18 protein-coding genes are annotated in these 24,920 nt (G+C 50.0%); 11 read left to right on the top strand and 7 right to left on the bottom strand.

The window, feature by feature from the left end; translation table 11 throughout:
* Positions 1–16: 16 nt before the first annotated feature.
* Positions 17–880 (bottom strand): energy-coupling factor transporter transmembrane protein EcfT, encoded by an 864-nt coding sequence (locus tag FTO70_RS09250; protein WP_255335468.1) that lies wholly within the window; start codon positions 878–880, stop codon positions 17–19.
* A 111-nt stretch (positions 881–991) separates the two neighbouring features.
* Between FTO70_RS09250 and FTO70_RS09245 the strand changes: the two genes are divergently transcribed.
* Complete coding sequence (locus tag FTO70_RS09245; RefSeq protein ID WP_255335467.1) at positions 992–2,797, top strand: ABC transporter ATP-binding protein; 1,806 nt, start codon at positions 992–994, stop codon at positions 2,795–2,797.
* Positions 2,798–2,880: 83 nt separating this feature from the next.
* Here FTO70_RS09245 and FTO70_RS09240 read toward each other — a convergent pair whose 3' ends face one another.
* Genes FTO70_RS09240 through FTO70_RS09230 form a run of 3 tightly spaced genes read right to left on the bottom strand, consistent with a single transcriptional unit; the run spans position 2,881 to position 6,157 of the window.
* A complete protein-coding gene (locus FTO70_RS09240) occupies positions 2,881–3,972 on the bottom strand; it encodes an ECF transporter S component (RefSeq protein ID WP_255335466.1) in 1,092 nt (363 codons plus the stop codon).
* Between the two features lie 25 nt (positions 3,973–3,997).
* The gene (locus FTO70_RS09235; protein ID WP_255335465.1) at positions 3,998–4,939 is read right to left on the bottom strand and encodes a DUF3344 domain-containing protein; all 942 of its coding nucleotides are present in this window, start codon (positions 4,937–4,939) and stop codon (positions 3,998–4,000) included.
* A 27-nt stretch (positions 4,940–4,966) separates the two neighbouring features.
* Positions 4,967–6,157 carry an ABC transporter permease gene (locus FTO70_RS09230; RefSeq protein ID WP_255335533.1) on the bottom strand — a complete coding sequence of 397 codons (1,191 nt, stop codon included), beginning with the start codon at positions 6,155–6,157 and terminating at the stop codon, positions 4,967–4,969.
* A 553-nt stretch (positions 6,158–6,710) separates the two neighbouring features.
* Here FTO70_RS09230 and FTO70_RS09225 point away from each other — a divergent pair.
* Positions 6,711–7,904, top strand: coding sequence for a DUF2117 family protein (locus FTO70_RS09225; protein WP_255335464.1), 1,194 nt, complete (start codon positions 6,711–6,713; stop codon positions 7,902–7,904).
* 40 nt (positions 7,905–7,944) lie between these two features.
* Here the strand turns inward: FTO70_RS09225 and FTO70_RS09220 are convergent, their stop codons facing one another.
* Positions 7,945–9,993 (bottom strand): putative cobaltochelatase, encoded by a 2,049-nt coding sequence (locus FTO70_RS09220; protein ID WP_255335463.1) that lies wholly within the window; start codon positions 9,991–9,993, stop codon positions 7,945–7,947.
* A 602-nt stretch (positions 9,994–10,595) separates the two neighbouring features.
* Between FTO70_RS09220 and cobN the strand changes: the two genes are divergently transcribed.
* The 5 genes from cobN (at position 10,596) to FTO70_RS09195 (ending at position 19,882) form a co-directional block, all read left to right on the top strand.
* Entirely contained in the window at positions 10,596–14,456 is a 3,861-nt protein-coding gene (cobN, locus tag FTO70_RS09215; RefSeq protein ID WP_255335462.1) for a cobaltochelatase subunit CobN, read from the top strand.
* 388 nt (positions 14,457–14,844) lie between these two features.
* Positions 14,845–15,972 (top strand): PGF-pre-PGF domain-containing protein, encoded by a 1,128-nt coding sequence (locus FTO70_RS09210; RefSeq protein WP_255335461.1) that lies wholly within the window; start codon positions 14,845–14,847, stop codon positions 15,970–15,972.
* A 251-nt stretch (positions 15,973–16,223) separates the two neighbouring features.
* Positions 16,224–16,997, top strand: a complete 774-nt coding sequence (locus tag FTO70_RS09205) for an ABC transporter ATP-binding protein (protein ID WP_255335460.1) — start codon at positions 16,224–16,226, stop codon at positions 16,995–16,997.
* Positions 16,998–17,723, top strand: a complete 726-nt coding sequence (locus FTO70_RS09200) for an ABC transporter permease (protein WP_255335459.1) — start codon at positions 16,998–17,000, stop codon at positions 17,721–17,723.
* A gap of 263 nt (positions 17,724–17,986) precedes the next feature.
* Entirely contained in the window at positions 17,987–19,882 is a 1,896-nt protein-coding gene (locus tag FTO70_RS09195) for a VIT domain-containing protein (protein WP_255335458.1), read from the top strand.
* 515 nt (positions 19,883–20,397) lie between these two features.
* Here FTO70_RS09195 and FTO70_RS09190 read toward each other — a convergent pair.
* Entirely contained in the window at positions 20,398–21,000 is a 603-nt protein-coding gene (locus FTO70_RS09190; RefSeq protein ID WP_255335457.1) for a hypothetical protein, read from the bottom strand.
* 173 nt (positions 21,001–21,173) lie between these two features.
* On the opposite strand from FTO70_RS09190, the gene FTO70_RS09185 reads away from it, so the two are divergent.
* Positions 21,174–21,401: a hypothetical protein gene (locus FTO70_RS09185; RefSeq protein WP_255335456.1), complete on the top strand. Its 228-nt coding sequence runs from the start codon at positions 21,174–21,176 to the stop codon at positions 21,399–21,401.
* A 64-nt stretch (positions 21,402–21,465) separates the two neighbouring features.
* On the opposite strand, the gene FTO70_RS09180 is transcribed toward FTO70_RS09185, so the two are convergent.
* Positions 21,466–21,759, bottom strand: a complete 294-nt coding sequence (locus FTO70_RS09180; protein ID WP_255335532.1) for an RDD family protein — start codon at positions 21,757–21,759, stop codon at positions 21,466–21,468.
* A 223-nt stretch (positions 21,760–21,982) separates the two neighbouring features.
* Here FTO70_RS09180 and FTO70_RS09175 point away from each other — a divergent pair, with 223 nt between their 5' ends.
* The 3 genes from FTO70_RS09175 to FTO70_RS09165 all read left to right on the top strand — a co-directional run bounded on the left by FTO70_RS09175 (position 21,983) and on the right by FTO70_RS09165 (position 24,762).
* Positions 21,983–22,495: a hypothetical protein gene (locus tag FTO70_RS09175; RefSeq protein WP_255335455.1), complete on the top strand. Its 513-nt coding sequence runs from the start codon at positions 21,983–21,985 to the stop codon at positions 22,493–22,495.
* 17 nt (positions 22,496–22,512) lie between these two features.
* Positions 22,513–23,064 carry a VTT domain-containing protein gene (locus tag FTO70_RS09170; protein ID WP_255335454.1) on the top strand — a complete coding sequence of 184 codons (552 nt, stop codon included), beginning with the start codon at positions 22,513–22,515 and terminating at the stop codon, positions 23,062–23,064.
* Between the two features lie 681 nt (positions 23,065–23,745).
* The gene (locus tag FTO70_RS09165; RefSeq protein ID WP_255335453.1) at positions 23,746–24,762 is read left to right on the top strand and encodes a hypothetical protein; all 1,017 of its coding nucleotides are present in this window, start codon (positions 23,746–23,748) and stop codon (positions 24,760–24,762) included.
* The last annotated feature ends 158 nt before the right edge of the window (positions 24,763–24,920 follow it).

The following is a 24,920-nucleotide window of genomic DNA, read 5'->3' as shown; positions in this document are numbered from 1 at the left end:
AAAAAGTTTTCGGGCTTCAGATGGGGACCGTTCCCCCAAAGCCCGTATAGCTCAGATAGATCCCGCCTGCCGTAAAAAAGAATGTGTAAGCCAGGAAGATATAATCGTTCCTTTTCAGCTTGAGTTCGTTTACATAGGTCCTGTTCCGGTTTGCCCGGAAACCCCGGGCATCGGCAGCTACGGCAAGCTTTCGCCCGGCCCGGAGGATATTGACCACGAGGGGAACGAGGATGTATCTCATGGCCTTTACTTTTGTACGGGTCCCCCCTTTCAATTCAAGTCCCCTTGCCTGCATCGCATTGAGGATGACCCCGCATTCTTCAAGCATCGTGGGGGCAAAACTGATCGCTGAGGAGAGCATAAACGCAATTTCGTAGGGAAGGCCTATCCTGTAACTTTTTCCCCCAACCCTTATTTCAAAAAAACGGACCAGGGCAGTGATCAGTTCGCTCGGGTGGCTTGTGGCAAGGACAAGCATTGCAGCGCTAATCCCTGTCATAAAGCGGAAGGACTGGTACAGCCCGTAGACTGCCCCATCTGTATAGAAATAGACGCCTCCGGTAAGGGGGCCTAGCAGCGGGAAGGAAGGAGGGACAAGAGTGAACAGGGGGTCTTTAGCCCAGTAGTAGAAAAGGGCCTGGGAGAGAATAAAGCTCACGGAAATGCTCCCGAGGACCAGCAGCATTGCCTTTACCCTGCTTCCTGAAGGCCGCAGGATAAACCAGAAAGGCAGGGTTGAGAGGAATACTGCCACCAGTAAGCCCGGAGTCCCTAGCACGACACTGAGGACCGAGACCCCGAAGAGCCAGAGCAGTTTTATACGGGGGTCCAGCCTGTGAAGCAGGCTGTCTTTTTGTTCATAGCGGAAAATCCACTTCAATTCATAGCCTCCATGAGGTTTGCATTCACACAAACATAGATTATAATCAAACTATTTCTTATTTTTCATAAGTTTTTTAAGCATTTAAGGATAAGCAAAGGATACGATAGTATGGACCCCATGAAAAACCCACACCCACAGGTGAAGCTTGAAAAACTCAGATACAACTATCCATTTTCGGAGTCCCTGGCCCTTTCGGACGTGGAACTCAAGCTTGAGAAAGGGGAGTTTGTGCTCCTGGCAGGCCCTAGCGGCTGCGGAAAAAGTACCCTTGTCCGCTGCCTGAACAGGCTGGTGCCTGAGGTTTCTGGAGGCAGCCTTTCCGGGAGCGTGATGATAGGAGGAAAGGACATTAACACCGAAAAAGTCCACAAGCTGGCCCTTGAAGTGGGGATGGTGTTCCAGAACCCCGAAACCCAGCTTTTTTCCCTGACAGTGGGCGAAGACCTTGCCTTCGGGCCCGAAAACCTGGGCCTTCCCAGGCCTGAAGTACTGTCCCGCGTGGAAAAAGCCCTCAAAGCGGTCCGGATGGAGGGGCTGCGGGGCAGGTTCATCTTCACACTCTCGGGGGGGGAAAAACAGCGGACTGCAATTGGAGGAAACCTGGCAATGGAGCCTGACATCCTGATCCTCGACGAGCCTACTTCGGACCTGGACCCTGCAGGCACCCTGGAAGTGCTCGAACTGCTCAGGCAGTTGAATGCGGAAAAACGGATAACCATCATCCTGATCGAACACAAACTCGATGCTGTTTTTGAAATGGCAGACCGCATGCTTGTGATGGACGAAGGCAGGATTATCCTTGACGGGAAGCCTTTTGAAATCTTATGCAGGGAAGAAGAGAAACTCAAAAAACTCGGGATCCATCCCCCCCAGCTCACCGAACTTGCCCGCTTCCTGGGCCTGGACTCCCGGGCTTCGAGGGCTCCTTCCTACGAAAACCTCCTTTGCCGCCTGGCCGAAAGCCTGGAAGAATCTTCTGCTGCAGCCGAAAGCCGGCCTGAAATCCTGCAGGAAACAGAAAAAATGCACGAAAGTCCTCTTCCTGTCGCGTCCTCCCCGCCGCGGGAAACATCGCCCCACGTCCGGGTCGAAAACCTTTGCTTCAGGCATGAGGACGGCTCGGAAACCCTGAAAAACCTTTCCCTGGAAATCAGGCACGGGGAATTTCTTGCCCTGCTTGGGCACAATGGAGCCGGGAAGACGACCCTGGCGGGGCACCTGATCGGATTTTGCAGGCCTTCAAGCGGGCGGGTCCTCCTCAACGGAAAAGATATAAAAGGATATTCCACAGCCCGGCTGGCGCAGCAGGTAGGGTACCTTTTCCAGAACCCGGACTCCCAGATCTTTACGGACAGCGTGTATGAAGAAATCAGGTTCGGGCTCAAGAACCTTGGCCTGCCCGAAGAGGAGGTAGGGAGGAGGGCAAACTCGGCTCTGGAAATGATGGAACTTTCGCCATACAGGGAAAGGCACCCTCACGCCCTCTCCAGGGGGCAGCGCCAGCGGCTGGCAGTTGCGTCTATTCTCGCCCTGGAACCTGACCTGCTGGTCCTGGACGAACCGACCACGGGGCAGGACAGGGGACACATCCACAAGTTCCTGGACAGGATTCGGGAACTTAACAGGCTCGGAAAAACCGTGATTCTAATAACCCATGATATGGAGCTTGCGGCAGAGTATGCGGAAAGGGTCGTTTTGCTGAAAAAAGGGGAAATCCTGCTGGACGGGCCGACAGCAGAAGTTTTTTCAAGCCCGGAGGAATTGGACGCAGCCGGGCTCGCCCCCCCGTTTCCCGCAAGGCTTGCCCTGGACCTGAGAAAACGGGGGATTGATGTCCCCCCACTGCTGACCATCTCCGAACTGAAAAGCTACCTTCAGGCCCGGTGCCCGGACCTGCCCTCCCTGCAGGAGTGAAAGCTCCCTGCAGAATGAAAGGGGAAACCCACGTCAAGGAAACACCTGAGAGGGAAACACCCGATCAGGAAAATACGCTTACTTTAGAGCCTTGCTCCGCTCATTTTAACGGCCGTATCGTAGCCAAGCAGCCCTCCGACCAGTCCGCCTGCACAGGCAATTCCAAGCTGCAGGCCGATGTACCAGGGCGCATAGGAGATTTTCCATTCCACCGGAGCATAGAGCATGTAGAACACAAGAGTCGAAACCGCGCCTCTCGATATGCCGTAGACCACAGCTGTCAGGCGCCTGTCCGCATAGTCCATTTTGAACAGGAAGACCAGGAGGTCGACTACCACTCCCTCAGCCAGGTAAAAGCCCAGCCACATTACATGCGAGCCCCAGACAACCATGCTGATGAGGAGGACGCAGGTAAAGAGCAGGGTTGCAGTCCCCGGCTTTCGGACCAGCTGCAGGGCAACCACCATAAGGACAACGGTGGGGATCGCAATGACCAATCCGTCAAACCAGCCAAAGTTTATAAGTTTGCTCAGGTACCTGAACACAACGGCAATAACGGCAGCAAGAAGCGCGATTGTGATCAGGTCAACGGTTGTAAAGAGGTCAAGTACCCCGAGACGCTTTACTGCCGTAAGGATGCCGACAAAGAGCAGGAGGCTTGCAAGGATCGTGAAGTAAGTCAGCCAGGAAGGAGGGGGTATGATGCTAATAGGGAATTTGCTTTGCTGTTCACCTCCGGCGTAGTTTGTGAAAATAGTAAAGGAGACCTCTTTTTTAAACTCTATTGAAGCCGGGGGTTTTACGTCTAGAAGAAGCTCTGCGCTCTGGCCTGGTGAAAGGGTCCCTATCTCAACCTTAATCTGCTGTCCTTCCTTTGTCATGAGGTACGGCTGGGTGGGGATGCCGGTTTCCAGGCCCTCGGGCACTTCGATGCTTACGGTTACCCCGTCCATGGCCTTGTTTCCCGCATTCTCAAGGGTTATCCGGGCCCGTTCCCATGAATGCCCCGCCACAAGGACGTCAGGAGCCTGGTTTTTGTCAAGGGGAATTTCCAGGCTGCACCTGAGGGGGGAGTTAGAGGAAACGGGAACTGCCCCGGATGCAAAAACCCCGGGGGCACAGGCAGCCAGCAGGACAAGCGCGAGTATTACTGCAAGAATCCATCCAGATTTCATGTTTTGCCTCTTTTTTGTATTTCAATCACCTCTTCCGGGACCTCAGCGCAAGCGCCAGGCAGGCCAGGAGAAGGACAGCGATTACCGGTAGAGGGACCTGTTCTCCCTTTTCGGCTTTTTGTTCGTAGGTTTTAAGGAACTCACGGCCGGACTCTGATTCCTGGACCAGGACCGCAACACAGGGGTGGAGATAGCCTTCATCTCCCCGTTCGAAAAGGAGAGTGCTTTCCGGACCTCCGGGAGAGACGGAAACCGAATAGAGGTCAAAGTATTTGCCCCCGGCAGACCTGCCCACATCGCTCCCTATGAGCAAAGAATCGAAATAGAGTCCGTCCCTTTCTCCTTCGGTGCCTGCCACAAGCAGAGCATGGAGACTTGCATTTTTCCCGGGAAGCGTACCTTTGAATGTGCTCTTTACGCTGTCTTTTTTGTTCGTATAAGCCAGGGCATAGTTGCCTTCATTGACCCAGAAACTGACAGGGGGCATGGAACTGTTCTCAGAGACCGCAACCAGGGTTACGCCGTAGGGCCCTCCTCCCGGATTTTCGGAGATGACCGAAACCTCATTTATCCCGGGGGAAAGGGAGCTGTTAGCTTCTATACAGTAGAGGCCGATCCCCCAGGCAGAAACGTAGTCAGGTTCCTGCCTCGATGCAAGTTCGTGCCCGTTAACCGTCACCCTGATGCTGTCCCCGCTGTCGTAATTCCAGACCGGCACATAGAGCCTGGCATACCTCACATCCCCCGCAGGCAGTTCGAAATATTCAAGGTAAGGGTTTTCCCCTGTATACCCGTGCCCCCCGTTTACATATACCTCGCCCCTGACAACTCCTTCTGCAATCGTATATGGAGGAGTACCGTCGCCCTGCCAGCCCCCGGTCTCCGAAAAGGAGGAAAGCAGGAATAATAGTCCTGCTCCAAGCAGCCCCAGTACCAAAACTTTTTTAGTAAAATCCAAGTACCTCATCTCCTGAAAAAACTGAGAATTTTCCTTTTAAAGCTGCCTTAAAGCCCTGACAGGTTCCATTTTTGCAGCCCTCCAGGCAGGATAGAGCCCTGCAAGCACGGACACGAGAAGGGAGATTAAAAAACCGGCTGCAAGAATCTTGAAGTTCAAAGCGGTAAGGTGTTCGATACCTCCGATTTCAAGCCTGGAAACCAGCAGGGCCCTTCCGACCCGGTCTATGAGACTTGAGAAAAGGACACCAAAAAGGTCTCCGAGGACCCCTCCTGCTGCCCCGATGAGCAGGCATTCTGCTAAGAACATTCTCAGGATATCCTTTTCCGAAGCCCCGATTGCCTTTGAAATCCCGATCTCCCGGGTCCTTTCATAGACCGTGACCACCATTGTGTTAACCACCATCAGCCCGCCGACAAGCAGGGAAATGCTCGAAAAAAAGGCAAGGACCAGGGTCACTCCGTTCATGATCCGGTTGATAGCATCGATATCGTCCTGGGCACTTGAAACTGAAAGCCCGATTTTTTCGACCTGCTCCCTCACTCCCGGAACCCGGGCGGAACTGTCAACTTTAATCAGGATGCCGTCATAATACTCCTTTTCGCTGAGTTCCTTTGCATGTCCAAGTTCCATGAAGGCACAGGAATCGATTTCACTCCCTGTAGGCTTCAGATAGCCTGCGGGAATGAAACTTACTTCCTTATCCAGGGGCCTTCCATCTTCTCCGTAAAGGCGGAGCCGGGCTTTTATGGGGACACCTATTTTAATGCCGTCCGTTTTTTCCAGTTTTTCCCAGACATCACTGCCAAGCACCATTTGGTCCTGCCCGGGCTCAAACCAGCTCCCGCCTGCAAGTTCAAGCTCATTTGCGGCCCTGTATTCCCCAGGAACCCCGAGAAGTTCGAAATACGTGTTGTAAGGGCTTACATAGGAGTCCTTTACATAGGGACAGACAAGCTCTCCCAATTCCCGGACCTCCTCTACTTTTGAGCCGCTTATAAGGATAAGCCCGTTATCCCTGAAACCCGGAGAGACCTCGATAAGGGTAAGGTCCCGGGACTTCTGGATTTCCTCAACCGCATTTATGCGAAGCCCTTCCCCGAGCGAGACCACGGCCACTACCGTTGCAACCCCGACAGCTATTCCCAGGAGGATCAGCAGGGTCCTGAGCTTTTTAAGGCGCAGCTGCCGCATTGCCATTGAAAATTCTTCAATCAAACTGTTCACCATTTTCTTTTTGTTCCTGCTCAGGGCAGCGATTTCCCGGCCCTTCAGTACAGATATCTTCCTTCCAGATACCAGGCTGGAAACCCCTGGAAAATAAAATTCAGGCCTGGTTATTTCACAGAAATATCCTGCTCCGGAGGAGGAAATAAGCATAACCGGCAGGAATTTCACTTGATTAAATTCATTATATTGACACCGCAAATACTGTTAGTATGAGACTGGAGTAAGTGTAGTATTTACAAAAAAATATTGTTAATTTCAATATTTTATGTTACATAATACAAGTTAATTAACAGAAATTATGAATATTTAATTTTTTTGATATTTGCCAGAAATTGCCTGGTAAAAAGGGAACTCATTGAAATAATTTATTGCAATTTGTGATAAAACATATGTTTAAACCTCTATAGCTTTAAAGAAGAGGAAAAAATCTGCAGGAAACTAAACAAACAAATGACAGAAATATTAGAAATAATTCAGAAAAAACAAACAATTATTCACATATAATCATTTCGAAGTTTATAATTAGTTTAACTATATATGTTTTGTTTATATGCGAATAGGAATTGTGATTCATAATCTCCAGCTCATGGACTCTCCACGGGTTGTCAAAGAGATTCTTGCCTCTCTTTCCGGGGAAAACTGCATAGATGCCCGCCTCTGCGGGACCCTGGGGAAAGTTGCTGCGATAGATGCCGGCCTGGAAGACCTGATTGACATCAACCAGTACCTGAAACCCAGCGCCTGTATTGAGGCCCTTTTCAGGGCAAATGACCTCGTATGCCTGCTTAACCATGGAAAAGAGTTGAGATCCGGCAGGGCTTTTGGAAGGATCGTTGTATCACATCTTAACAACCCTGAAGAAAAACCCCTTATACAGATTGAAAGGCCCGGGAGTCCCGACGGGGAACTCATTCCCTGGAACCGGGAAGCTTACATGCATGCTGAAAAACTTTCCAGGCTTCTTGATATGAGAATCTCCCAGCCGCCTGAGCCGGTCAATACCATTGAGATTACAAATGAAGGACAGCGTGTTCTGAGAAGGATTTCTACCCTTCCGGGGGCATACATAATGGTCAACGGTATTGTAGTTGGAAAAGCCACGTCTCCGGATGTCGCCCTTATATCCGAAAACGGGTTCCTGACCTCAATGGAAGGAGGAATGGTAAAGAAGGAAGGAATCGAAATCCTTCACGGGCATGAGGAAAAAGTGCCGGTAGACCTTTCCAGGGCCTGGGTAAAGACCGGGACTTCTCGGAAAAACCTGCTTGAAGGCAAAATCCAGGAAGAGGGAAAAATCCAGGAAAAGGGAAAAAAAGGAAGGTCAGAAAAAGCCGCTCCTCCGAAAAAATATCCCCTGCAGGGGAGAACTCCGGGAAACAGGGTTAAGGCCGTACTTATGGACCACTGCGCGGAACGTTCTCTTGAAATGACAGAAGGGACAGGCCTTGCCGTAACCGTCGGAGACGACACCACGGAGATTGCAGGCAATATTTTCTACAGGTTCGGAATCCCTGTACTTGGAATTACGGATGGAGACTGTGATGAGCTTGCAAGCACTGTAGCTTATTATCCGGGTTCGCTGGTCCTGCAGCTGAAGCCAGGAAGCGATGATGAGCTTGGGAGAAAGGTTAAGCAGGAACTCTTTTCAGGAAATCATGAAGCTGTGTTTGAGAGTACCGAGACCCTGAAGCAAATGATCATAATACTTGCAGGAAATTCCCTGAAATCGATTTCTGAATACTGAAAACCCTTTCCTGTGCGAAATCCGGATTTCAGGGAATTATTCAGAAGCCTCCTGCCACCCGGACAGCCCCGAGCAGCGTATCTGCCCTCAGCTCTTCAAGCCCCATGTACAGGCCCCCCAGGGCCGAAGAGATTTTTTTTGCAAGCCCGAAACGCAGGGCCCCTTTCTCGGTATCAATCACAGCCGAAGGGATTCCCTCTTCCCTGAACCGGGATGCGATTATTTCCGTTTCCAGAAAAGGGGATTTTCCGCCTGCACTCACGTTGGCTTTCCCATCCGAGATCAGGATCATGAAAGGACAGACATCGGCGTCCCGGCAGATTTCGGCCCGGATTACCTCATAGCTCCTGGCAAGCCCGAGGGACAGTGGGGTCTTTCCACCGGTAGGCATCTCCTGCAGGCACTTCCGGGCACGCTCAACACTCCGGGTGGGAGGGAGCAGCAGTTCCGCACTGTCTCCCCTGAAAGCGATCAGCCCTACACGGTCCCTTTTCTGGTATGCATCCAGCAAGAGCGAAAGCACCGCACCTTTGGCAGCCACCATGCGCTGCCTGGCCCCCATTGAACCGCTGGCATCCACAACAAAAAGAATCATGTTTCCTATTTTTTTTTCACGGACTTTCTTCCGGAGGTCGGGGACCCGGAGAAGCACTGCATTCCCGTTTTCCGAAAGCAACTTTCTTTCGGGCTGGTAGGGTGCAGCAGCTCTCAGGGTTGCATCAAATGCAAGGTCAGTAACCCTCCCTTCCGGAACAGCACTTTTTACATAACGGCCCCTTCCTGCTTCTGTCCGGGTATCACTGCGTTTCCCTGCCCCTTTCCGGCTTTTCTTCCGGAATTCAGGCGACAGGTTTGTTGCCCGGAAGCAGTCCCCCATCCCGAAAACCTGTTCATGTCCCGCATGGGAGTTTTCATTTTTCTCTTCTTCCCGGCTCTCCTCCGGCTCACGGCCCTGGCCCTGTTCAGGCTCATTTTTTTGGCCCTCTTTTTGGCCCCGTTCCGGGTTCTGCCTCTCAGACTCTTTTTCCTCGTTTCCGGCCTTTTTCTCTTCCTGTTTTTTCCTGTGTTTTTGCAGGCTTTCCTCGAGTTTATCTTCTCCGGAGGAGTCATCAAAGGGCTTTCTCCGCTTGCGGTGGGAGAGCACGAGCTCGGCAGCTTCGAGGACGTCAGCCTCTGAAACTTCGGTCCTGCCCCCGAAAGCGGCAAGGGTAAGAGAGGTTTTCACCATGCAGATGTCTGCCCTGTGCCCGTCCACTCCCGTGTCAACACAGATCCCGGCGATCAGTTCAAGCATAGGATCTGAAATCCTGGTTTCCGACAGCAGGGCTTTCGCACGCAGGATCCGGGAACAGAGGTCGGCTTCGGAGATAGCCCATTCCATTGCGAAGGCTTCAGGGTCCTGTTCGTAACTGAGCCTGCGCCTGAGCAGTTCAACCCGGGCTTCAGGGTCTTCTATGCCTTTCACATCCGCACAGAGCCCGAAGCGGTCAAGCAGCTGGGGCCGGAGGTCCCCTTCTTCCGGGTTCATGGTGCCCACGAGCACAAAAGCTGCAGGGTGGGAAAAAGAAATCCCTTCCCGCTCAACAGTGTTCACGCCCATGGCAGCCGCATCAAGCAGGGTATCCACAAGATGGTCATCAAGCAGGTTGATCTCATCCACATAAAGGATCCCCCGGTGGGCTAAAGCCAGCACACCCGGTTCAAAGCGTTTTTTTCCGGTCTGGATGGCATGCTCAAGGTCAAGGGTCCCTACCACCCGGTCCTCCGTTGCACTTACAGGAAGGTTTACGACCCTCATATTCCGGAGAACTCCTTTCAGCTCTCCACGCCCGGTTTTTTCCAGACAGGCCTCACACATTTCATTTTTGTTATGCGGGCTGCACCCGAAACTGCAGCCTTCAACAACCTCAATTTCAGGAAGCAGACTGACAAGAGCCCTGACTGCTGTAGATTTGGCAGTGCCCTTCTCTCCCCGGATCAGGACACCTCCGATTTTCGGATTGATGACATTGAGCACAAGGGACTTTTTCATCTGCTCCTGTCCGACTATTGCAGTAAACGGGTAGATAGAAGCTTCGGGAACATTCATGATTTGGCCTCCTCCCTGAAACACCGCCGGCGAAGCCCTGGGAAGACCCTGCCAGCCTTGCAGAACACAAAAATACAGAAATCAAAAGTGCAGAAATCAAAAATGCCATTCTCAAAAAAAAATGAGTCTGCTGGCCCCTTTAAAAGGAAAAGATTTTTGCAGGAAAATAGCTTTTTAGACATAAGTAAAAAAGATACGATAATACTAGATAACATTTTTGTTTTATTTTTTATACAATTACGAAGAAAAATATAAAACTGGTAAGATTTTACTCCTGATTCTTATATAAGCAAAAATAAAGAATGACCCTGCAGCTGTTTTCAGAAATTAGTTATTAATAAAATCAAGATACTTAACACAAAAAACACAATAAATTTGACGATTTAAAGCTATTTATTATAATCAAGAAGACAAAAATGAAATGTTTTTAATATATGACCCTATCAATGTATGATATTTAAAAGTATTTCGTAAACATTAAAGGAAAATCCTCAATTGAAAAGTAAAGAAAAGTTGGAAAAAACAGAATAAAAAAATCAAAACTTATCAAAAAATAAAAAAACCGGTGCTAAAGGAATAGAAATCCGGAGCGGATCTAAGATATGAAAATCGTTTCGATCACATGGAACTCCTACATCCCTCCCCTCCTGAAAGCAGGGAAAAAACTGGGCTTCGAAATGGAAGCCTACTCCTCAAGAGCCCTCGAAGAAGAACCTGATAAACTAGAGACAGCACTGAAGGCCTGTGAAACTGCCGACCTTGTCCTTCTGTACTACACCAGCGGCACTTTCTGGGATGAACTCAGCTTAAAAATCGAAACCATAAAAGAGAAAGTTCCTGTAGTCTGCACCGGGCACGATGCCTATTTCTGGACCAGGTCTTCGGTAAATCCGCAAATTGCAGCTACGGCTTATCTCTACTTCACCTACAATGGAGAAGAAAACCTCACAAACTTATTGAATTACCTCCGGCATGAGGTCTTCGGGGAAGGCCCCCTTGCCGAACCCCCAAAAAAGATAGCATGGGATGGGCTCTTTCATCCGGACACAGAAACCTGGTTTTCAAAGCTGGAAGACTATCTTAAGTGGTACAAACCGGCTCCCGGAAAAACCGCAGGCCTGCTTGTGTCAAGAACGGCCTGGGTTAACGGAGACCTTAAAGTAGAAAATACCCTTATCCGGGACCTGGAACGCCTGGGCCTGCGGGTGATCCCTGTGTTTGCCTACTCCCTTCAGGATGACGAGCTCGGCACAAGGGCAATGGGAGAGGTCGTGGAAGAGTACTTCATGCCAGAAGGCACCCCGATTATAGATTGCCTGATAAAACTTACCCCTTTTTTGATTAAAAGCAGGCAGGGCAGGGAAAACGATCCTGCCAGGGCAGGAGAGGGACTATACCTGCTCAAAAAACTTGACGTGCCCCTGGTCCAGCCCATAATTTCAAGCTACATGACCGTTGAAGATTGGGAAGCTTCCCCGGGACTTGGCAGCGATATTGCCTGGTACGTCGCCATGCCCGAGTTTGAAGGTGCCATCGAGCCCCTTATCATAGGAGGCGGGAAGAAGCTTGAGAACTACGTGGAACATGTGCCCATAGTAGAGCGCTGTGCCCGGCTTGCAGCAAGGGTCTGCAAACTCCTTGAACTTAGGAACAGGCCTCCCGCGGAAAAAAAGGTCGCCTTCATCCTGCATAACAAACCCTGTGCAAGTGTTGAAGGGACAATAGGCTGCGCTGCCAACCTTGACTCCCTGGAAAGTGTTGCCCGGATTTTGCAGAGGATGGAAAAAGCAGGATACGCGGTCAGGCCTCCTGCTGACGGGAAAGAGCTGATTGACCTGATCCTCAAGAAAAAGGCTTACTCGGAATTCCGCTGGACAGGGATCGAAGAAATAGTACGAAACGGAGGGGCCCTGGCCTTTGTGGGAAAGGAAGAATACGAAAACTTCTTCAATACCCTCTCTCCGGAAGTACAGGCTCGCATGACCCGTGCATGGGGCCAGCCCCCAGGGGAACCCGTGGGAGAGGCACCGGCTGCAATGCTGCATGAAGGAAAACTTGTTATAACCGGGGTAAAGTTCGGAAACGCCGTGGTCTGCGTGCAGCCCAAGCGGGGATGTGCAGGCCCGGCCTGCAACGGACAGGTCTGCAAAATCCTGCACGACCCCGACGTACCCCCGACCCACCACTACCTTGCCACCTACCGCTACCTGGAAGAGGGCTTCGGGGCTGATGCGGTTGTGCACGTAGGTACGCACGGGAACCTGGAATTCCTGCCGGGCAAAGGGGTCGGGCTTTCGAAAAACTGCTTCCCGGACCTTGCAATAAGTACGGTCCCGCATTTTTATATCTACAACTCGGACAACCCTCCCGAAGGCAGCGCCGCCAAACGCCGTAGCCTGGCCTGCCTTGTCGACCACATGCAGACAGTCATGCAGGGAGGGGGACTCTATGCCGGGCTTGAGGAACTGGACGGGCTGCTTGGGGAATACGAACAGGCCAGGCATGACCCCGGCCGTAGCCATGCCTTAAAGCACCTGGTAAGGGACAAAATCGAAGAAATAAACCTGGGCCCGGAACTTTCAGTCGGGCCGGAAACGCCTTTTGAAGAGCTCGTAAGAAAAGCCCACGAGGCCCTCTCGAAACTCAGGAATACCCAGGTCCAGGGCGGCATGCATATCTTCGGGAACCGACCCGAAGGCAGGCAAAAAGCCGAATTCATAAACTCTGTACTGCGCTATGACGATGGGGAAAAAAAGGGCTCCTTAAGGAGGGCACTTGCGGAACAACTGGATCTTGATTTTGACGGGCTCCTGGAAGCCCAGGGCGAGGTCTCAGGATGCGGGCTTTCAAACGGGCAGCTCCTTGAAGAGCTTGACCTGCTCTCCACGGCCTGCATAGCGGGTGTCCTGGAGCAACCTGGAATTGAGTTTTCCGAACTTCTCCATGACCCCGAACTGTTCAAAGAACGGAACCCAAAACTTCCGAAGCCCCGCGGGTTCTCCTCCAGAGACGCCCTGCGTTTTGGAGAAATCAAAAGCCGTGTTATGGACCTCGACGCAAGGATAGAGGCTTCGGAAGAAATCGAAGCCCTGCTGCACGGCTTTGAAGGCGGCTATATCGAACCCGGGCCTTCGGGGCTGATCATGCGCGGGAGAGCCGACGTACTTCCCACGGGCAGGAATTTCTATTCCCTGGACCCGAAAAAGATCCCTACAAGAGCGGCCTGGAGGGTCGGAAAACAACTGGCAGAAATGCTGCTGGATAAATATCGGGAAGAGGAAGGCAGGCTCCCGGAAAACATTGCATTTTACTGGATGGCAAGTGACATCATGTGGGCAGACGGGGAGTGCATGGCCCAGATAATGCAGCTCCTCGGGGTCGAACCTGTCTGGACAGGCAGCGGGCAGCTGAAAGGTTTCGCCGTAATCCCCTTAGAAGAACTGGGAAGGCCCAGGATAGACGTGACCATCCGGGCTTCCGGGATCCTGCGGGACAACTTTCCGGGTTCGATGGAACTGATGGACGAAGCCGTCCAGGCCGTAGCCTCCTTAGAAGAAGACCCTGAGTGCAACTATGTCCGAAAACATACCCTGGGAATGCTGGAGGAGGGGATGGAAGTTCGGGATGCCACCTACAGGATTTTTTCCAGCAAACCGGGGACCTATTCTTCAGGCGTACAGCTTGCGGTTTATGCAAGCGCCTGGAAAGACGAAAAGGATCTGGCCGATGTTTTCCTCTACTGGAACGGATACGCCTACGGAAAAAACACAAACGGCGAAGAAGCACATACGCGGCTTGCCCGGAACCTGGAAAGTGTGGACCTGACTTACAACAAGGTTGTAAGCGACGAACACGACCTTCTGGGCTGCTGCTGCTACTTCGGGACCCACGGAGGCATGACAGCGGCGGCCAGGCAGGCCTCCGGAAAAGAGGTTAAAGCATACTTCGGGGATTCCAGGGAAGGAGGGCACCCGGAAATTCGGGCTCTTGCCGACGAACTGAGGCGGGTGGTCAGGAGCAAGCTTTTGAACCCGCGCTGGATCGAAGGCATGAAAGCCCACGGCTACCAGGGAGCCGGAGAAATTTCAGGTCGGATCGGGAGGGTCTACGGCTGGGAAGCCTCCACGAAGGCCGTGGACGACTGGATATTTGATGAGATTACAGACACCTTCGTCCTCGATGTGGAGATGAGGGCTTTTTTTGAAGAGCACAACCCCTACGCTCTGGAAGAGATCTCCCGCCGCCTCCTTGAAGCCGAAGCCAGGAAGCTCTGGAACCCTGCCCCTGAACTCCTTGAGAAACTTAAGAATTCCTATCTTGAAATCGAAGCCATGATGGAAGAAAGAGCAGGGGAAGGAGAGTTTCAGGGCGGCACCGTAGATCTCATGGCCCTCGAAGAAGTCCCGGACTGGAAAGAAAAAATGGAAACGATCCGGGAAAAGCTCGGGTTCAAAAAGGGATAAAATTCCCCGAATTCGAGCCTTTTGATACAGGAGATAAAGAGGAAGAGAGAAAGTGAGAGAGAGAAAGAAAGTGAGAGAAAGAAAGTGAGAGAAAGAAAGTGAGAGAGAGAAAGAGAGAGAAAGTGAGAGAGAGAAAGAGAGAGAAAGTGAGAGAGAGAAAGAGAGAAAGAGAGAGAGAGAAAGAGAGAGAGAGAGAGAGAAAGAGAGAGAGAAAGTGAGAGAGAGAAAGTGAGAGAGAGAAAGTGAGAGAGAAAGCGGGAAGGAGACAAAGAAGGACGGAAAATAAAATGGAAAGCAACGATTCTATAAGCAGAAACCTTCAAAACGACGATCCACAAAAAATCAAGGATATGAAAAAAAGAGGGCCATAAGACATTGAGGTATACTAATGAAAATAAAAATCTTATTACTTCTTATTGTGCTTATGATTTCAGCCCGGGCGGTTTCAGCTTCTGACATAGGGGTTGGGGCAAATCCCGGGAGCTTGAGTTTCAAACTTGCTCCCGGGGCCTCAGCTGAGCAGTCATTATACGTAATAAACACAGGAAGTGAAACTGCAACCTACGAACTTTATCTGGATGACACTACTTATGCCAGCTGGTTCACCCTTTCTCCTTCCTCTTTTGACCTGAAAGCGAAAGAAAATAAAATGGTAAAGGTGGCCCTCAGGGTCCCGCCATCTGCAGAGGGAGATGCGGACTGCAAGATAAAAATTCTATGTTCCGTTTCAGGAGGAATCGTTGGGGCCGGAGCCAGAATTCCTGTCCACATCGATGTTTCCGCCTCAGGAGAAAGTCCTTCTGGATTGGGAGGAAGCTCTTCTGGCGGCAGTTCTTCCGGTGGAGGGGGAGGAGGGTCCCCGGAACCTGCAAATAACGTAGAAACAAAAGAACTCTCACAGCAGTTCGTTACAAACGGAAAACACATTAGGTTCGAGTTCAAACAGGAAGCAACTTCAGTCGGTTATGTGGAATTCGACGCCAAAAAAACTGCCGGAAAGATAACTATCATTGTCGAGGAACTTAAGGGGAGGTCAGTGCTGACCCCCGAAGGACCCGAAGGAGAAGTTTTTCAGTACCTGAATATCTGGGCAGGAAACGAAGGTTTTGCGACCTCTGAAAACATTGGCAGTCCCGTTGTGGGATTCAGGGTCAGCAGGGAATGGCTCACTGATAACAATATTGATGTAAGCTCAATTGCCCTGCAGCACTTCAATGATGAACAGTGGAACCTGCTTCCCACAAAGAAAGTGAACGAGGATGACGAATACATCTACTTCGAAGCCGAAACTCCGGGTTTTTCACCCTTTGCCATAACAGGAGAGAAAATTGGGAAAACTGCAGGGAATTCGGATATTACTCCCGTTAAGAGACACGGGGAAGAAGCCCTGAACTCGTCTATAGGAAGTGAAAGCACTGACAGGAATTCCGGCACTTTACCCGGCTTTGATGCGCTCCTTGCAGGAGCAGGCCTGGCAATTTCGGGGCTGCTTATAAGAAGGAGGAGCTTTAACTGAAAAAGGCTTTTTGCCTTTTTTAGTTCCATTCTTAGAAGAGAAATTGATCGTTATTTTAAAAACAGGATGATTTGCCAATATTTGCCACACTTACTTGCTTTTTGCTAGAAGTTGACAGTTCTGAGAAGTATAACCGAGGGGACTTCCTTTCTCTTTGTATCGGAAGTAAAATCTATTCATCATATCGGAATGAAATATACAATTGTCCGCAAAGTGGACAGGCACACAGGACCAGCACGTAACTGCAGGAGATGCCAGTGATAGAGGTAAGAAATTTATCAAAAAACTTCGGAAACCTTTGGGCAGTCAGGGAAATGGACCTGGACGTGGAAAACGAAATTTTCGGGCTGCTCGGCCCAAACGGTGCAGGGAAGAGCACAACTGTCATGATGCTGACCACCCTCCTTAAGCCAAGCCGGGGATCTGCACGGGTCTGCGGGTACGACGTTGTGAGAGAGTCAAAAAAGGTCAGGGAAAGCATCAGCTATGTACCTCAGGACATGGCCCTGGACCGCAAACTCACGGGCAGGGAAAACGTACGGCTCTATGCTAAAATCTACCGGACCCCAAACAGGGAGGAAAGGATCGAAGAGGTGCTCGAACTGCTGGACCTCGCCGAGCGCGCCGATGAGCTTGTAAAAACCTATTCGGGAGGGATGCGCCGGCGGCTTGAACTGGCACAGGCCCTTGTACACGAGCCTGAAGTCCTCTTTCTGGATGAGCCCACCCTCGGCCTGGATGTTGCAGCCCGGAAAAAAATCTGGGGGCACATAAAAAGCCTGCAGGAAAAAGGGATGACGATTTTCATGACCACGCACTACCTTGAAGAAGCCGAAACGTACTGCGACAGGGTGGCAATTATTGATAAAGGGGAGATTAAGGCAATAGGGTCCCCTGCAGGGTTGAAAGGGGAACTGGGAGAGGAGGCTTCCCTCAACGACGTCTTCCTTAAAAACGTACGGAGCAGAGAAGAAGAAACAAGATTTGATGCAGACGGTTTTAGAAACATACTGGGGAGGCGTTGAATGAAAGCGGTATTTTACTATTTTGAGCGGGACTTCCGGAAATGGACCCGGGGCAGGGTTAACGTTTTTGCATCCCTTGTTCGCCCTGCAGCCTGGCTTGTGCTTGTCGGGATGACCTTCCCTGCGAAGTTTACGGATAACTACCTTGCTTTCATAACCCCCAGTATCCTTGTTATGACCGTCCTGTTTTCGTCCCTGCAGGGAGGGACACTCATAATCTTTGATAAGATGCTGGGATTTATGAACAAGTTCCTGGCCCTTCCGGCCCCCAGGGAAAGCCTCCTGCTCGGGAAAATCCTATTTATCAGCACAAGAGGCCTGATCCAGGCAACGGTCCTCCTGCTGATGGCAGCCGTGCTCGGAGTCCGCATCCAGAGCCCCATAAATATTGTCCTTATTTACCTTACCCTCTTTCTCTTTGCAGTTTTCTTTTCAGCTCTCTCCGCCATGATAGGGCTCCAGTTAAGCGACCACGACAGCTACGCCTCCGTAAACAGCATGATCAGCATGCCGCTCTTTTTTGCCAGCAGTGCCCTCATGCCCTACGAGGTTATGCCCGACTGGCTACGAACCCTTGCCAGGCTCAACCCGGTCAGCTATGCAATCGACAGTACAAGGGCACTTTTTGAAGGAGGGATCCCTGTCCAGGGCATCCTGGGCCTTGCAGCAGCTGCCCTTGTTATGCTGCTGATAGGAACATACCAGTTCCGGAAAGCCACGGTATAAGTCCAAAAATGCCCGGAAGCGGGGCATCTTTACATTTTTCAGGATTTGAATTCCTTTCCTGAATCCCTTACCCGGATATTCAGGCATAACTTCGAAGGAATCCGCAGTCAAAGTCAAACATAAATAAAACAGTGAACTATTTTCTTCTAAGTGTTGAAAAAGGACTGAATAGTGAAAAAAAGACTTAAAACAGATAAACAGATAAAAAAGACCCAGGAAAAGATATAGGGGGACTTCGTATCAAGAAAATTTTTCTGATCTGTTTGATTTTGCTGGCAGCCGCCCAGCCAGGGGCAGCCAGCCCCGTTGCAGAGTACCTGAAGATCACATCGGATGTAAACAACGGATATGCCATTTCCACTGTGGAAGAAAAGCTTTCCAACCCTGCGGATCTAGCCGTGCAGGACAGGTTTGAGTTCAGGATCCCTGAAGAAGCGTTCATTTCTGGCTTTTCCCTGACCATTGACGGAAAGGAATACAGGGCCAGCGTCCTGCCCAGAGGGAAAGCTTCCGAAAAATTCGAAACTGCGGCTTCGGAAGGCCGGACGGCCGGGCTTCTTGAGACAGAAGATGAAAACCTTTTTGCCTATGCCCTGAACTTTGAGCCCGGGCAGAGCATTACCGTTAAGCTGACCTACGAACAGGCACTCAAGAAAACCCTGGGAGAGTACGAACTGGTGCAGTTCCTGGAAAGCAGCCACGCTGCAAATGACTTTTCCATAACCGTAAACATAAACGCTGCAAACCAGCTCGCCCGCCTGGAAGTCCCTGACTTCCCGGAAACCGAAGTCAAGTACCTCTCCGCAAACAGCGGGCAGGTGTGGTATGAAGCGGACTCCATTCCTTCTTCGGAACTCAGGGTCGTGTTTGAAACGGCCAACCCGCCCCTGAACGGGAACATGCTGTTTTACGAAAGCGGGGACCAGGGATACCTCATGCACATCTTTTCCCCCAGCGAAGAAGACCTGGGCACCACGGCCCTGAGCAAGGAAATAATCTTCGTGCTCGACAAATCGGGTTCCATGGAAGGGTACAAGATAGAGCAGGTAAAAGAAGTGTTCGGGGACATCATTGAAGACCTGCCCCCCGGGGACTCCTTCAACATAATCTTCTTTGACGCAAGCGTGCAGAGCTATTCCGAAACCCTCATGCAGGCAGGCCCGGAAGAAAAAGCCGGAGCCCTGGAATTCGTAAACAGCCTTGAAGCAAACGGGGGCACGAACATCAACGAAGCCCTGCTAACCGCCCTCGGGATGTTCAGCCCCGAAAGTGAACGGGTGCCTATAATCGTTTTCCTGACCGACGGAGAGCCAACTGAGGGAGTAGTCTCCCCTTACGCAATCCGCCAGAACGTAAAAGATGCCAACACTGCCAGGGTCTCAATCTTTTCCATTGCTTTCGGGATCAATGACGAGAGCAACTACCACTTCCTGCGGGCAATGAGCCTGGAAAACTACGGGACGGCAGAATGGTTCTCCCCGGACGACAACGCAGCCGAGCAAATAGGCAGCTTCTATGAAACGATTTCAACCCCCCTGATCACTGATATGGACTTCTCCTACACCGGAGGGGTCTCGGAAACCGTTAACACCGGAGAAAGGAACCTCTTTGCAGGCTCAGACACAATAGTCCTCGGAAAATACAGCCCCGGGACCGGCAGCATCAGGGCGGAGGTCACGGCCGGCACCAGAACAGGAACCCGGGATTTCTCAAAGGACTTCAACGCGGATCCTGCCGATTCGAACGCCTTCATCCCCAGGCTCTGGGCCTATACCACCATCGAAAACCTGATGGACAGGATAGAGGTTGAAGGGGAAAGCGAAAACCTTACTGCAGAAATCACAGACCTTGCCCTGGAATTCGGGTTCGTGACCCCCTACACCTCCCTTTTCGTTGAGCTGCCCAAAACTGAAACTCCAGAGCCGGCTGATGCAGTAAATGAAGAGGTTGAGGGAGAGATGGCCATGGAAATGCCTGCAATGGAAGAAGAGGTTGTTGAGGAGGAAGTGATGTCTGCTCCGCTTGCCAGCCAGCCGAAACCTGCACAGGACACTGCATACGAAGGTGTTGAGGAAGAAAGCACCCCTGGATTCGGGATTATTCTATCCCTTGGCGGGCTGCTTGGGGTCGCGGTATTACGGCAGAGAAGGCAGGGGTAAAAAGTCCAGTAAAAATCCAGTAAAAGTCCAATTACAGGGAAAAAAGGGAAGGGAATAAAAACCTTTCCCATATCTTTTTTAAAAAACAAATAAGCTTCAAAAAAAGCTTGTTCCAAGAAAGTGAAAAGGAATTGGCTCCCGTCCGGATGAAAAAAGATTCTTCTTTGATCATTAGTGTGTCAGAGCAGACGGGAGCAGAAACAATGCAGAAAATGCAAATGGATTATTTAACCCGGACGTTTTGGGTAATGATTATAAACAGTCGGGCTAAGAAAGGAAACAGGAATTTTTAGAACTTATATTTCCAGGGGCTAAGGATTATTACCCGAATAAGGGAGTTTAAATCGATTGATTGTGTTTTCAGTTATGTTGCTTCCGCCTGCTACGTTTCCAGTAACAGATGTTTCCAGAACAGGCCGCTTTTCTACCAGGCGGAAGCAAATCCCTGGAAGCCTTCGGAAATCATAACTTCTTCGGAAATCGTAACTTCTTCGGAAATCGTAACTTCTTCGGAATCACAACTTCTGTTCAATTTCAATTACTTTGCTCAAACACCTGATTGTCCGTGTCGTATTTTTGTGAAGGATCCCTATTCCTCCGGCTTCCTCCCATTCGCAGATATTTTTTGAATTGTCATCAATCAGGACCCTTGCGGGCGCGGAATGGAGGGCTTTTTCAGGCCGGAAGCAGAGGATTGCCTCATCCGCATAGGCAGGCCCGAGTTCATTCCTGAGCCATGCGATCTTTCCTTTCCTGGCATTGGCAAGAGCCGCCTTCCGGTCAGGGTAAGGGAGTGCAGAAAGGATTGTCGGGGAAAAGCCGCAGCATTTAAGGAAACCGTGAAGTTCCCTGCCCCCGCCCATCCAGGGCATATCCGACCAGAACCCGACCCCGGCCTCCGTAACCCTCTTCCAGAAACGGTCCTTGTCGGAAACATACCAGGACATCATATGCTCTCCGAGCTGTTCGCAGGCCCCCGTAAAATCCGTAAGGACCCCGTCCATATCCAGGAAGAGATTCATTTCTGCCGCCGGCCGGGAAACGGACAGAGGGGCGGCATAGCCGGGAAGAGTGCTCTGATGCCTGATTGAATTGCGCTGATCGAAAGCAATGGACATAATGACTGTTCCTGATCTTTACTTAAAGCAAATGAAGTTTTATTCATGCATGGCAACCATAATAAAAAAATATACTCATTGTAAAAAATCTGAGTAATGACAGATGAGCATCCATGAGAAGAAAAAACGCACATGAAATTCCCTGAATAACAGGCACAAAGAAATGAAAGTACATGCCACACTTTCATGCCAAGAAAGCTCAGGAAGAAGCTTTCCAGACCCTGCCATATATACCCGGACAGGTATGGTTTATAGAAGTATATTGGGTTATTGCTTTACATTTTGAGGCAAAAATTCCACATATTAAACCTGATGAGTATAAGCCTTATGAGCGGAAGTTTAAAGATTCCGGGCATGAAAGGATTTTGACAAAGCCCGGAAAAGAAAAAAGCCGGACATGATTCGAAACAAGTTCACGCAGGACTTCAATCCTCCCGGACAAGCACCAGGGTCCTTGCAAGAATATCATGGAGACCCTGCCTTTTTTTCAGTAAAGAGGATCGGCAGGAAACTCGCAAAAAAAGGAATTGCAGCCAGGATTTTTCCAACAAAGCGCCTGGTGGCCTGTTCAAAGGAGATCCTGTTTCCTTTAAGGTCGGCTACGATGATATTCATCGCCTGCTTGCCCACGGTTGCCTGCCGGGCCGAACTCTCCTGCAAGGCAAAATAGTTCCAGCCCACCAGCAGCACCAGGATGTAAAAGAAAGAACCCCCTATAATTCCTCCTTCCACCGCCCCTGAGATGAACTGGATGAACACCACGAGAATGATAATTAAGACAGAATCGATTATGAGGCTATGAACCTCCTGAGAAAACCTGAATAGCTGTGCATATTTATCCCTCTAAGATTTTTTATACATTAGACCGGATTAAATAATAAAATTACGCATTATGAACAAAACGACTTCTTTAAATACAGGAAGTAAAAAGGAGCCCTTAAAAGGAATATATTTATAAATGCGGCAAAACCAATTCAGACTGATGGGACAAAAAATGAAAAAATACCTGAAAATCACCATTTATACTCTAGTGACCCTTTCTCTACTCATTTTCGTATCAGGTATTTTAGTCGTTTCACATCCCTTTTTCCTGACCAAGCACGTCAATTTACTTGTTAAGCACAGCGGGACCGACCCGCATGAATTTAAGTTTCAGACCTACACAAAGGAAGAATTTGCACTCGAATACTTCAATATCTCGTTAAGCGAGGAAGACGACTTTATAGCACTTTTTGAGAGCCATTACGGCACAGCCAACAAAAAGGACGGGCTGTTACTGGTCATTTATGATATCCCGGACCCTGAGAACAGGTCCACCTATACGCTTTACGGAATAAACAAATATACCGACCTGGTTTACAAAAGCACCAGAAAGGTACACCTGGTCGATGAAAAAAAGGATCGAGCATTTCATAGAGTGGATGAAACCTCTAACAATAGAAGTGCAGTGAAAGTTGTCGGCACCGGGAAAGGCAGCAGTGTAGCAGGGAACTAAAAGTAGAGAATGAAAAAATGAAGCGCAAGAGATTCGTTTTTACCTTCTGGCTGCTCCTGATTATGGGAGGAATTGCAACATACCTCCTTTTCCCGGAAAAAATAAACCTCTCCTTTCTCGGAGAGCTCTCCGGAGAACACCATTTTGCCGCCCTTACAATCTACTTCCTGATCCTCTCAGCCAGGGGCCTGACAATGGTCCCCTCAACTCCCCTCCTCCTGGCAGGAATCCTTCTCTTCGACCCCACGGAACTCTTTGCCGTGAACATGGCAGGAATACTGAGCTCCTCCGCCATAGTATACTATTTCTCAAAATACCTGGGCTTTGACATATATTTCGAAACCAAATACGGGAAATACACCCATAAAATAAGGAAAGGGCTTGAAGACAAAGAACTGCCCATAATCGTAGGCTGGAGCTTTTTTCCACTTGTCCCCACAGACCTGATTGTGTATGTCGGGTCGGGCCTGAAAATTAATGTGTTCAAATGCTTGCTTGGAGTTTTCATTGGGGAAGCCGTCCTGAATGCGTTTTACATCTTTTCGGCAACAATGATCCTGAAAATTTAAGCCCGAATTGAAAAAAAGTCTGCAAAAAGTTCCAGAATAGTTCCCGAATCACGGAAACCGTTTTTCAGTCCAGGCGATATAGGAATCCCCCGCCAGCTTGCCTGGCGGCGCCTCCCCAAAAGAAATGAAATTTCCGTTTTTGTTTTCTTTTTGAACTGAAAATGCCTGACTTACACCAATGAACAAGTCCCAGAACAAGCCCGAAGACAAAAACTGGGACAAAAACTGGGACAAAAACTGGGACAAAAACAATGTGAGACGATTGTTACCCCTGTGCATTAAACAGTCATAAGAATGCACTTTTTGGTTATTCCACTATATTTATACAGTCGTCAGGATGACCTTTTTGGTTATTTTAGTGCACTTTTACATCCATTGGGACGCATTTTTTAATTATCCAAATCCCGAATCGAAACTCGGATCGAAAGGGCCGGTCTCATTCGTTGGCCGGTGAGAGCACCGGTACTGAGAAGAGATCAAAAAAGGTTACTGTGGATAACTGAACAGTTGATAACCGTCGCGTCGTCCGGATTATAGCCAAAAACAATGCCTCTGGCGGCTGGCCCATTAAACCAGATCCTCGCAAAAACTTCAGGCTGGCCCAAACTTTAAACAATTCTTAAATAGCTTTCCTTTTATACTTTTCATGCAAAGCAAGTAAAAAACAAGGAGATAACTCCAGTGAAAAGCCGTCCGGTCCTCCCCCAACTTTATATCATTATTGTAATTGTCTGCATTGTTACTGCAATTTCAGGCTGCTCAGAAAGCGGTGACAACCAAAATGGTGAATTAAACGCAACTTCCGAAGAAGAAAGCCGGCAGGCCGCCGAAGCTTACGTCAAAAACCTGGACTCTTACAGGACGTACAACCTGAGCGAACCGGTCCTTCTCGAAACCCTGAACCTGAGCGAGCCGTATTCCTGGCAGTTCGTTTACGAATTCGACCTGGTTTCCGAAAAAGACCCGGATGTGATCGATACTGCCACCGTCACGGTCACCGTGATTGAAGGGAAAGTGGAGGAGACAACATACGCCCAGGGCAGCAGGTACAAGCTTGGGATCCCCACAGGTTCGATAGGTGCAGATTCCCTGCTCCAAAAACCGATTTATGACAAGGAAATCTTCGTATACGGGACCGTTTCAGAACTGGAAAGAGTACCGGCTGTCTCTTTTAAACTGAACTGGGAAGGAGACGTGCTTCAGGTGGAAATGGCAGAACCTGCCGCTGGCATTAAGGGCATAGAAAACGGGGACTGGGTAATCGTAACCGGAGAGCTGAAAAACGGAAGTGAAAGCGAAAGCGGTAGTGGAAATGGAAGCGGAAGTGAAAACAGCCAGGAACCCGTTCTCATCGCTAAACTGGTCCAGACCGAGGACATTTCGGAAGGCGAAATATTCACCAGTGAAGTGGTGAAGATGGACGAAGAAGGTATGGTCATCCGCGAAATCCCCGGAAATGCGACGGCTCAGACCTACCGTGTGCGCTATGAGATCAGGGAAGATAACAGGACCCGGGAGGCAGCCGAAGAGCTTTTCGAAAACATCTCCCCGGAAAAACCGATAGAAATCCGGGTAGATGACGTAAAACCCGGAAGCACGTACACCATCAGGGTCTTAATAAGGAACATGGAAGGCAGGATCCTCTACGATGCAGAGCATGTGGGAGGATTCGGGGTGGAAAACAAGCAATCAGAGTAATACCACAAATACCACAAATACCTCAAATACCAAAAATCAAATTGCGGGCGGCCACCCCACCCTAAAGGATGGGGTATGCTTCGGGCCGCCCGCCCGGTTTTTTGGGAACTCAGAAATCGTCGAGTTTCCGTTGCCCAGATATCTTAAATTTATGAGAT

It is taken from the genome of Methanosarcina sp. KYL-1 (assembly GCF_024372725.1).
Classification (GTDB): domain Archaea; phylum Halobacteriota; class Methanosarcinia; order Methanosarcinales; family Methanosarcinaceae; genus Methanosarcina.
The sequence above is the reverse complement of the archived record's forward strand: the minus strand, read 5'-3'. Positions and strand labels throughout refer to the sequence as shown.